The organism is Mycolicibacterium houstonense (assembly GCF_900078665.2).
GTDB classification, from domain to species: domain Bacteria; phylum Actinomycetota; class Actinomycetes; order Mycobacteriales; family Mycobacteriaceae; genus Mycobacterium; species Mycobacterium houstonense.
Window position 1 is genome coordinate 1 of record NZ_LT546211.1, and the last position, 810, is coordinate 810.

Annotated in this window: 2 protein-coding genes; one reads left to right on the top strand and one right to left on the bottom strand. The window is 71.1% G+C overall.

Annotated elements, in window-relative coordinates; all coding sequences use genetic code 11:
• On the bottom strand, positions 1-439 hold a 439-nt coding region (locus BN4332_RS32200), incomplete at its 3' end, for a class I SAM-dependent methyltransferase (RefSeq protein WP_066904344.1).
• Positions 440-493: 54 nt separating this feature from the next.
• Between BN4332_RS32200 and BN4332_RS32205 the strand changes: the two genes are divergently transcribed.
• A partial coding sequence (locus BN4332_RS32205) for an alcohol dehydrogenase catalytic domain-containing protein (protein WP_435405221.1) occupies positions 494-810 on the top strand: 317 nt, incomplete at its 3' end.

Below are 810 nucleotides of genomic sequence, written 5' to 3' on the forward strand. Positions count from 1 at the left end.
ATCGGCCGGGCTCCGCGCCGACCTCGCTGAGCACACACACGGCCAGCAGCCCGCCCGGACGCAGCCGGGCGGCCAGTGCCGGGTAGAGCCCGGGGTCACGGAAGCGATGGCACAGCACCACGTCGACCGGCGGCCCGTCCGGCAATCCGTCGTCGAGATCGGCCACCTCGAAACGGCACCGCCCGGACACACCGTGGTCCGCCGCCAGTCGTCTGGCCCGGTCGATCGCCACGACCGATACGTCCAGGCCCGACACCCGTAAACCCCGCCGGGCCAACCACACCGAGCTCAGCCCGGGACCACACGCCACGTCGAGTGCCGTCCCCGCGACCGGAAACGCGTCCTCGTGACGGCGGAAAGCCCGTGGCGCATCCGGCGCGTCGACCGATTCCCGACCGGTGTACGCCGCATCCCAGCGGACGCGGTCCTGCTCGCTCACATTTCCAACCGTATGGGAGGGAATAGCGGCGGGCCGTTCGGGGTTTGGCCCTTCATGCGAGCCATCGTCTACGACCCGCACGCTCCGGCCAATCTCCGGTTCGACGATGTCGCCGAACCAGCGCCCGGCGAATCCCAGGCCCTGATCGACGTCCACGCCATCGCGCTGAACTTCGGGGAACTGCACTTCATCGACGCGATGCGCCGTCCCGGCGAGATTCCCGGATGGGACAGCGCCGGTGTGGTGACCGCGGCCGCGGCCGACGGCTCCGGTCCGCCGGTCGGCACCCGGGTGGTGGGTTTCAGCGGCGAGGCGGGCTGGGCCGAACGCCGCGCGGTGTCGACCGACAACCTTGCCGAACTCCCCGAGTT